Origin of the sequence: Pseudomonas sp. PA-5-4B (assembly GCF_021606215.1) — a bacterium.
Taxonomy (GTDB): Bacteria; Pseudomonadota; Gammaproteobacteria; order Pseudomonadales; family Pseudomonadaceae; genus Aquipseudomonas; species Aquipseudomonas edaphica.
In genome coordinates this window covers 22293-30928 of sequence record NZ_WKDB01000005.1, presented here as the reverse complement: position 1 = coordinate 30928, position 8636 = coordinate 22293, and the positions used below count along the sequence as shown (strand labels likewise).

Annotated in this window: 8 protein-coding genes; 6 read left to right on the top strand and 2 right to left on the bottom strand. The window is 61.0% G+C overall.

Annotation, left to right across the window (positions count from 1 at the left end; all coding sequences use genetic code 11):
- Nucleotides 1-14: 14 nt before the first annotated feature.
- The 4 genes from GIW28_RS04285 (at nucleotide 15) to GIW28_RS04270 (ending at nucleotide 5186) form a co-directional block, all read left to right on the top strand.
- Nucleotides 15-596, top strand: coding sequence for a tetratricopeptide repeat protein (locus GIW28_RS04285; RefSeq protein WP_177034762.1), 582 nt, complete (start codon nucleotides 15-17; stop codon nucleotides 594-596).
- A 190-nt stretch (nucleotides 597-786) separates the two neighbouring features.
- A complete protein-coding gene (locus GIW28_RS04280; RefSeq protein ID WP_017137010.1) occupies nucleotides 787-1293 on the top strand; it encodes a sigma-70 family RNA polymerase sigma factor in 507 nt (168 codons plus the stop codon).
- On the top strand, nucleotides 1290-2255 hold the full coding sequence (locus GIW28_RS04275; RefSeq protein ID WP_099548943.1) for a FecR domain-containing protein: 966 nt from the start codon (nucleotides 1290-1292) through the stop codon (nucleotides 2253-2255). The genes GIW28_RS04280 and GIW28_RS04275 overlap by 4 nt, the downstream gene beginning before the upstream one ends.
- Nucleotides 2256-2351: 96 nt before the next feature.
- On the top strand, nucleotides 2352-5186 hold the full coding sequence (locus tag GIW28_RS04270; RefSeq protein WP_236458926.1) for a TonB-dependent receptor: 2835 nt from the start codon (nucleotides 2352-2354) through the stop codon (nucleotides 5184-5186).
- 129 nt (nucleotides 5187-5315) lie between these two features.
- On the opposite strand, the gene GIW28_RS04265 is transcribed toward GIW28_RS04270, so the two are convergent.
- A complete protein-coding gene (locus GIW28_RS04265) occupies nucleotides 5316-5468 on the bottom strand; it encodes a hypothetical protein (protein WP_017137007.1) in 153 nt (50 codons plus the stop codon).
- 183 nt (nucleotides 5469-5651) lie between these two features.
- Here GIW28_RS04265 and GIW28_RS04260 point away from each other — a divergent pair, with 183 nt between their 5' ends.
- Entirely contained in the window at nucleotides 5652-6707 is a 1056-nt protein-coding gene (locus GIW28_RS04260; RefSeq protein WP_236446978.1) for an NAD(P)-dependent oxidoreductase, read from the top strand.
- Between the two features lie 108 nt (nucleotides 6708-6815).
- Complete coding sequence (locus GIW28_RS04255; protein WP_170037863.1) at nucleotides 6816-7739, top strand: LysR family transcriptional regulator; 924 nt, start codon at nucleotides 6816-6818, stop codon at nucleotides 7737-7739.
- A gap of 22 nt (nucleotides 7740-7761) precedes the next feature.
- Here GIW28_RS04255 and phnX read toward each other — a convergent pair whose 3' ends face one another.
- Nucleotides 7762-8589, bottom strand: coding sequence for a phosphonoacetaldehyde hydrolase (phnX, locus tag GIW28_RS04250; RefSeq protein WP_017137004.1), 828 nt, complete (start codon nucleotides 8587-8589; stop codon nucleotides 7762-7764).
- Nucleotides 8590-8636 lie beyond the last annotated feature (47 nt).

Sequence of the window (8636 nt, the reverse complement as noted above, 5' to 3'; positions counted from 1 at the left end):
GTTGGAGAGTAGGTGTGAGCGAATCTGATTTTAGAAATATAAAGAGACAGCTGATTCGATACCTTTCAAGCGGACTTGACGAAAAGGCTGTTGACTATTTCAAGGAGTGTTCGCACTCACTGTCGGAGTCAACATTCGCTGAGTGTTTGGGCGATATTTGTTTCTATCAGCGTGACTTCGCCCAAGCCATAAAACATTATGAAGTGGCTACCCAATTGGCCCCCGGCCAGGTCATCGCGCGCTATCTTTTCCTGGCGGGTGTATCCAATGAGCGGGCGTCTAATTATGTCGACGCATTTAAGTATTATCAGGCCGCCATTGAAGCTGAACCGTCATTTGTCGATACGTATCTTGAGCTCGGTGCAATGTTGGTGAAGGTGGGGGATCTTGAAGGCGCCTTGCAGTGCTATGAAGATGCTATTGAAATAGAACCTGCAGACTTGGCGAGTCATGAAAGTCTGGTGTCGATTTTGGCTGAGCTTCACAGCCGCACTCCGGAAAAATATGCTGATAAGTACGCAGCGTCCAAAGCGACAGTTGAAAAGATGAGGCGTTCCGGAAGGTCGACACCGTCGAATCGTCATGCCGCATGGTAAGTAAATCCAAAACAAGCCAAGCCGAGGTTCCCTGGTTCGAGCCCAGGTCGTGGAACCAGATAGAGAAAAGCCTGCAGAGATGCAGGTTTTTTTTTGTCTGAAATTTGGCTGATCGTCGCAACTTATCCCTCTATACAAGCCATCCCCTCACCCCTAAGATGAGAAGCATTATCATTAGTGCGGATCTGAAATGCAGCACGACAGCACCCCCTCGCCCGTCGCCCAGCTGTACGCCAATCACCACAGCTGGCTCCGAGGCTGGTTGCATCGACGGCTGGGGCATACGGCCGATGCCGAAGACCTCGCACATGACACCTTTATCCGCGTGCTGCGCTCCCAAGAGGACGTGCGTGAATTACGCCAGCCCATGGCATTTCTGGCCACCATCGCCAACGGCTTGCTGATCAACCGTTGGCGTCGCCAAGCCATCGAGCGGGCTTATCTGGAAGCGCTGGCGGCGCGGTCGGTGGCCGAGGAGCCTTCGCCGGAAGAGCGGCATCTGATGATCGAAACGCTGTTGCAGCTGGATTCGCTGCTGGTCGGTTTGTCGGGGCGGGTGCGGCAGATTTTCTTCTTGTCGCAGCTCGATGGCCTGACCTATCCGCAGATCGCCAAACAATTAAGCCTGACGGTGGCCCAGGTGCAGCGCGCCATGGGTAAGGCCTTCAGTGTCTGCTATGCGAGCCGGTTTGAATGAGCAGTGTGGCGGTTGACCCGCAAGTGCGCGACAGTGCCATCGAGTGGCTGGTGCGTCTGCAGTCCGGCTTGATGAATGCCGCCGACCATCAGGCTTTGCAGCAATGGCGTCAGGCCAACCCTGCGCATGAGTACGCCTGGCAGCGGGTCAGCAGCTTGCCGCTGTTGTTGCAACCAGGCGCCAATGTGTTGGCCGACGCCACCGCACGCCGGGCATTGCAGGCAGCCGGGACCGATCCTCATCGCCGTCGTCAGGTGCTCAAGTGCCTGTTGGCGCTGGGGCTGCTCGGCGGCGTTGCCTGGCAAGGTGCGGACTCCACGCGGGTACGCGCAGCGCTGGCAAGTTATCGCACCCGCACCGGCGAGCGCCGACACTGGACCCTGGCGGACGGCAGTTCGCTGTGGCTGAACACCGCCAGTGCGGTCAACCTGGACGTGAGCGCAGGCCAACGCAGTGTGCAGTTGGTCGAGGGCGAGCTGGCACTCGATACGCCAGCGGGGTCTGCCTCGTTACAACTGCAAACCCCGAACGCGCTGCTTTATAGCCAGGGTGCCAACCTGTTGGTGCGCCATGATCATCAGAGCACGCAGGTGACTGTTTTGCGCGGGCGGGTGCAAGTGAGTGCGCGGCATCAGCCGACGCCCGTGCCGTTGCAGGCTGGCTGGCAGATAAACGTTGACGACTACGCAATCGGGCGCCCAAGCCCGGTTGACTTGTTGCTGGCCCAGGCCTGGATGCACGGCATCCTGCCTGCCGAACGCATGCGCCTGGATCAATTGATCGCCGAACTCTCGCGCTATCGCCCAGGCTTGCTGCGTTGCAGTGAAGCGGTGGCGGCGCTGCGCATCACCGGCAGTTTCCAGTTGGACGACACCGATGCCGCGCTGGCCCTGGTGGCCAAAACCTTGCCGGTGCGCATCGAGCGAAGAAGCCGTTATTGGGTGACGGTGGTGCCCGCGTAAAGTTTTTTTTCGCCGACGCGATAGTTTTTTCGATCTGGCTTGGCCTTTAGGTATTACCCACCGGCACAGGTGGGTTTCGATCCCTAGGAGCCTTGCATGATTTCCCCCGTTAGTGTCTTGCGTCGTCATACGTTCAGCTTGTTGTTTCTCGGCCTGCAACCGTTGTGCGGTGAGCTGGTATTGGCCGCCGGTGAACGCCCGTACAGCATCAGTGCCGGGCCTCTGGACCAGGTGCTGTCGCGCTTTGGTGCAGAAGCCGGGATCAGCATGGCGAGCAGTTCGCTGCTTACGGCGGGCAGGAAAAGCCAGGGGCTGCAGGGTGAATTCAACACCGATAACGGCCTGGCCCAGGTGCTCTCGGGCACCGGCCTGGACTATCAGCGTCAGGCCGATGGTGGCTATGTGTTGCGCCTGCGCCAGGAGGCCGTGCAGCTGCCGACGCAAAAAGTGACGGGCGAAAATCTCGACGAAGAGGAGGTCTACCGCGCGCCGCGTTCGTCGGTGTATATCTCCGGCGAAGACATGCAGCGTTTTGGCGTGGTGTCGGTGGGTGATGTGCTCAAGGGCCAGCCCGGCGTGCAGGTGGGCGACAGCCGCAATGGCGGCGGGCTGGATGTGAACATTCGTGGCATCCAGGGCCAGAGCCGGGTGGCGGTCACGGTGGACGGCTCGCAGCAGGCGCTGGATGTGTATCGCGGCTATGCCGGTACTCAGCAGCGCAGTTATATCGACCCGGACTTGATCAGCGACATCACCATCGACAAAGGCCCCAGCCTGACCTCCAGCGCCATTGGCGGCACGGTAAAAATGCGCACGCTGGGCGTTGGCGACATCCTCAAGGACGGCCAGAACATCGGCCTGCGCCTCAAGGGCGATGTTTGGAACAACGGCGTCGCCCCGGCGTCCCGCGACCCGCACTCCAAAACCCAGGACCTGTATGCTGAGCCGCACCAGAGCCGCGGCGGGCTGTTCGGCTCGCAGGCCGAAGCCGGCAGCGCCGCGTTTGCCTACACCCATGAGTTTTTCGACGTGGTGGCGGCCTACGCCAAGCGCAATCAGGGCAATTATTTTGCCGGTAAAAAAGGCCAGGACCGCTACCGCACCTACAACCGTTGGGGCGATGAAGACACCAGCGTCGCCACTACCTACAACGCCGGCGAAGAAGTGCTCAACTCCTCGGCGAAGACCGAATCGTTCCTGCTCAAGACCACCCTGCGCCCGGCGGACGGCCATACCTTCGACCTGGGCTATCGTCGTTATGACGGGCGCATTGGCGAGATCATGCCGTCGGATATCTTCCGTTTCGGCACCGGCGGCATCTATCAGTACCCGCTGGGCCATACCAGGATCGACACCTACACCGCTCGCTACAACTACCTGCCCTCGGGCAACCCGCTGGTGGACCTGACCGCCGACCTGTGGATGACCGACGCCCAAACCAGCCAGCTCACCTCGGTGGCCGCACCTGCGTCCCAGGCTTATCGCTCCGACCGCGCCTGGAGCCGCCAGGCAAACCAGCGCATCGGCGGCGGGCTGGCCAACACCTCACGCTGGGCGACCGACTACGGTGATCTGAAGCTCGACCTCGGCAGCTCGTTCCAGCTCGAAGAACTGCGCCCGCAAAAAGGCGTCGCCACCACCCAGCACGATATCAACGCCAACCGCATGCTGCGCGAAGGCTCGCGGCAGGAATACAGCTTCAATGGCAAACTCGAATACAAGCCGGTGGACCGCCTGACCTTATGGGGTGGCGGCCGTTATACCCACTACCGCAGCAAAGACCATATTGCCAATGCCACCGCGCGACGGGAGGAGCGTGACCTGCGCTACCTGCGCGTCTACAACGGCAACAATTCCGGCAACATGATGTGGTTCCCGGACCAGAACGGCGAGTACACCAACGCCACTGATCCGCGCCTGAACAACGGCATCGTGTTCCAGAACACCAACTTCCCCTTCGAAGGCGTGCGCTACAACGACTTTGGCGTGATCGATTCGACGGTTTACCCGTCCCAGGTCGGTGACGTGGTGAGCGGCTATGACTATTCCGGCAAGGCCAGCAACAGCGGCGGGGCATTTTCGCCGGCGCTGGGCATCAATATCGAAGTGCTGCCGGACACCTTTGTGTATGCCTCCTACACCCAGGGGTTTCGCATGCCCTCGTTGTTTGAAACCAGCCAGGGCGTGCTGCAAACCCTGCCCGGCAAGGGCTTGAAACCCGAGCGCTCAAGCAACTGGGAGGTCGGCGCCAGCACGTTGCGCAAAGGGCTGTTGGTCGAGGATGACGCGGCGGCGATCAAGCTCGCCTACTTCAACAACACCATCAAAAACTACATCACCCGCTACTACGACCCAAGCCCAGGCACCTGGGGCCAGATGCGTTTCAGCAACACCGACAGCTACAAGACCAGCGGGCTGGAACTGCAAGCCCGCTACGATGCCGGGCGCGTGTTTGCCGACCTGTCGTCCACCTACTACCTGAAGACCGAAACCTGCGATGCGGCCTTCGCCGCCACACTGCGCGCCACCAGCAACAGCTACCAAAAAACCGCCGACACCCCGAACTGCACGCCGGGCAGCTTCATGGGTTCCTACACCAACACCCAGAACCCACCCCGGCTTGCTGGCAACCTGACCACTGGCCTGCGCTTCTTTGACCAAAGCCTTACGCTCGGCACACGTATTACCTACACCAGCGGCCCCACCGTCACCGCCGACAAACCCTGGCAGACCGGCGCCACCACGCCGCAACTGAACTACCGCGAAGTGGCACTGGTGGATCTGTTCCTCAACTATAAGTTGCAGGAGGACGCGAGCCTGAATGTATCGCTGCAGAACGTCACCGATCGCTACTACCTGGACCCGCTGGCGCAAAGCTTCATGCCGGCGCCGGGGCGTACATTACGGTTGGGCGTGCAGGCGAAGTTCTAAAGGCCAGGCGACGCCCATCGGTTAAGGCTGGACACCTTCACCGTGGCAAGCCTGCTCGCCACAAGTGACGGTGTTCGTCGTTCACGCTCGCCCACTGGCAGGCAGCGCCCGTTCCTAGCTCTCAGTAGCTTACATCGCCTGCACAATGATCTGGCTTTTCAAATCATTGACCATGCCTTCAATCGCCGGCTTCATCGCCGCGAACTCTTGCGGGGAGCACAGGGCATCCGGCTTGGTGAAGGTATAGTGGCGCGTGATCAGCACCGTGTTGGCTTTTTTCACAGTGATCGTTCCCACGCTCTGCGTGGGAATGCATCCGGTGACGCTCCGCGTCACGTCTTCAAGCGCTGGACGCAGAGCGTCCGGGGCGGCATTCCCACGCGGAGCGTGGGAACGATCAATTAACCCCTATCCCCAGGGCAACCTGGGTATCGGCAGGCGCTACCCTCCAGGAGAATCAACTGTATGGCATTTACCACCCTGATACTGGATGCCCCCGGGCCGCCGTTACTGTTTGAGGAAGTCGATCGCTTTCTTGAGTTGGGTCTGGGTGTCACCCTCAACCTGTATTATTTCGCGGACAAAGAGCGCATTCGGCAGCACTACGGCACGCGCATTCACTATGCCGAGATCAACTGCCATGACGAGCCTGGCTTTATTGCCGCCGTGAGTCAGGCCGGCGGCTACAGCGTGTTCAAGACGCGCCTGAACATCCCCTTGGGCGCCGGCCTGATCCGCGCTGCCACCTCGCCAGCGTTGGCCACGCCACTGCGCGCCGTTGCCCAGGCTGGCACAGGGGTCAATCATATTGATCAGCTGGCGTGCGAGCAGTGTGGTGTGGCGATCCTTAACACGCCGGGCTCAAACGCGGCCGCTGTTGCCGAATACGTCGTGGCCCAGGCGCTGTATCTGTCGCGCGACCTGGATGACTACAACGCCGAAACGCACAACGGCCATTGGGCAAAAGGCACCCTGGCACCTGCCTGCGAATACGCCGAACTGACGCTTGGGCTGGTGGGCACCGGCAGCATTGCCCGGCAGGTGGCGCGCAAGGCTGCGGCGCTGGGCATCAAGGTGATCGCTACCGGGTCCGAACGCTTTACCGAAGCGGTGGCGCGCAGCCTTGGGCTTGAACGACGGGCGGGTCTTGAACCGTTACTGGCCGAGGCGGACATCGTCTCGATCCACGTACCGCTCACCCCGCAGACCCGAGGCTTGTTCGGCACTGCCGAGTTCCGGCAGATGCGCCAGGGCTCAATCCTCATCAATACCGCGCGCGGCGGGATCGTCGACGAACACCAGTTGGCCGCCTTCATGGGCGAGTTTCCCAGGCATATCAAAGCGGTGGCCATCGATACCTTTGCCCTGGAGAAAGACCGCTTCGACTCGCCATTGACCGCTATTGCCAATGCGCAATTGACGCCGCACATTGCCGGCAATACCACCACGGCAATCCGGACGGCATCACGCCAGATCGTCGACAAGATCCACGCATTCAGTGCCGCCGCCATCGTGCGTTAACCTGCCGGGCACAAAGAAGGCCGATAACTCATTCTCGCCCGGCGCGCTGTATTAAAGGCCAAGAGGCTGGTAAGAATGACGTCGGATAGTGAGCCGATGTAATCAATCATGAAACGCCATTTCGAAGATTTGCAGCTGGGCAGCATCGAACTGTTCTGCCTCGCTGCCGAAGCCGGCAGTTTTACCGCTGCTGCGCAGGCTGCGGGCGTTACCCCGGCCGCCGTCAGCCGCAGTATTTCGCGCCTGGAAGAACGCCTGGGCTCGCGCTTGTTTGTGCGTACCACGCGCAGCATTCGCCTCACCGACAGCGGCCGCACATTTTACGAGCAGTGCCGCCAGGCGCTGACGCAACTGGTGGAGGCCCAGCAACAGGTGATGGGCGCGCAGGCGGTGCCGTCCGGGCGCTTGCGCATCAGTGTGCCGACCACCTACGCGCATCACCGCTTGCTGCCGCTGCTGCCCAGGTTCCGTGCGCAGTACCCGCAAGTCACTGTGGATATCCACATCAGCAACCGCAATATCGACTTCGTTGCCGAAGGTTATGACCTGGCCATTCGCGTGCGCGCCCAGCCGGATTCGTCGCTGATCGCGCGGCTGCTGGAAGATGCTGAGTTGGTGGTTATCGCTGCGCCTGCGTACTTGCAGCGCGTCGGCACACCGCAGACGCTGGACGATCTGCCATTGCATGAGTGCATTCAGTTTGAACTGCCCAGCAATGGCCGGCGCATCCCCTGGCTGTTCCAGCTGCAAGGCCAGGAGCAGGAGTTTGCCGGAGAGGCCGGTTACAGCATTGCCCATGATGTGCTGGGCGGCGTAACCCTGGCCAAACACGGCGCGGGGCTGTTTCAGACCTACAAGTTTATCGTTGAGCGTGAATTGGCCGACGGCAGCCTGGTTGAAGTGCTGAAGCCGTTTGGCGGGCGTTCACGGCCCTTCACCTTGCTGTATCCCCATGGGCGCTATGTGCCGCATCGGGTGCGGGCGTTTGTGGATTTTTTGCTGGCATGTCGGGACGAATGGGGCACGCTTTAACAGCAGGCGTGCCCCGATCCGGTCAGACGCCTTGGGGTGTTTCCCCGCGTGCCAGGCGGGCGTTGATGTCTTCAACCACCGCCGCCAGATCGACGATAGTGTCGATCAGGTAATGCGGGCGGGCGCCTTCGAACAGCTGGCCGATGCGTGTACGTTCTTCGGCAAGTTTCTGCGCCGGCAGCGCCTTGAACTGCTCGTAGGTCAGGCCCAGGGCATTGCCGGAGCACGTGAGTGCCACCGTCCACATGCCGGCGCTGCGCCCTTCGAGAATACCCGGCCAGGTGTCATCGACCTTGACGCACGCCGCGACGTCGCTGATGCCCAGCGCGATCACATTGGCCAACGCCTGCGCCGGGTACGGGCGGCCGTTGGGCACTTCATCGGTGGCCACCACGTGGTCGGCGACGTAGCCGTTCTGGCGGGCCAGCTCCACGACTTTGGCCATGACCACTGCCGGGTAGCCCGAGCACGAGCCGATTTTGAGGCCTTTGCTGCGCAGGGCTGCAATGGCTTCCAGGGCGCCGGGGATCACCGCCGAATGCAGTGCAATCTTTTCGATTTGCAGGGGCATGAAGCGTTCATACAGCGCGGTGACGTCCTCATCGGTCGGCAGGCGATCAAACACGGCGCGGTAGCGTTCGGCAATTTGCGGCTGGTTGCACAGCGTACGGATGTGGTCCCACTTGCCCATGCCCATGGGGCCGCGCGCCTCCTCCAGTGACACCGCCACGCCAAACTCGGCAAAGGCTTCGACGAAAATCTGGGTGGGGGCAAACGAGCCGAAATCCACCACGGTGCCTGCCCAGTCCAGGACGACAGCTTGCAGTTGCTTGGGTTGTTGGTAATGCATGGTCAATCTCCAGTTGCGGGTACAGGGAGGCCGTCCCTTTCGCGTGC

Excerpts from the sequence above, each read along its gene's own strand:
- GIW28_RS04275 (WP_099548943.1), top strand. The coding sequence starts at position 1,290 with ATGAGCAGTGTGGCGGTTGACCCGCAAGTGCGCGACAGTGCCATCGAG.
- GIW28_RS04260 (WP_236446978.1), top strand. The coding sequence starts at position 5,652 with ATGGCATTTACCACCCTGATACTGGATGCCCCCGGGCCGCCGTTACTG.
- GIW28_RS04255 (WP_170037863.1), top strand. The coding sequence starts at position 6,816 with ATGAAACGCCATTTCGAAGATTTGCAGCTGGGCAGCATCGAACTGTTC.
- GIW28_RS04270 (WP_236458926.1), top strand. The coding sequence starts at position 2,352 with ATGATTTCCCCCGTTAGTGTCTTGCGTCGTCATACGTTCAGCTTGTTG.
- phnX (WP_017137004.1), bottom strand. The coding sequence starts at position 8,589 with ATGCATTACCAACAACCCAAGCAACTGCAAGCTGTCGTCCTGGACTGG.
- GIW28_RS04280 (WP_017137010.1), top strand. The coding sequence starts at position 787 with ATGCAGCACGACAGCACCCCCTCGCCCGTCGCCCAGCTGTACGCCAAT.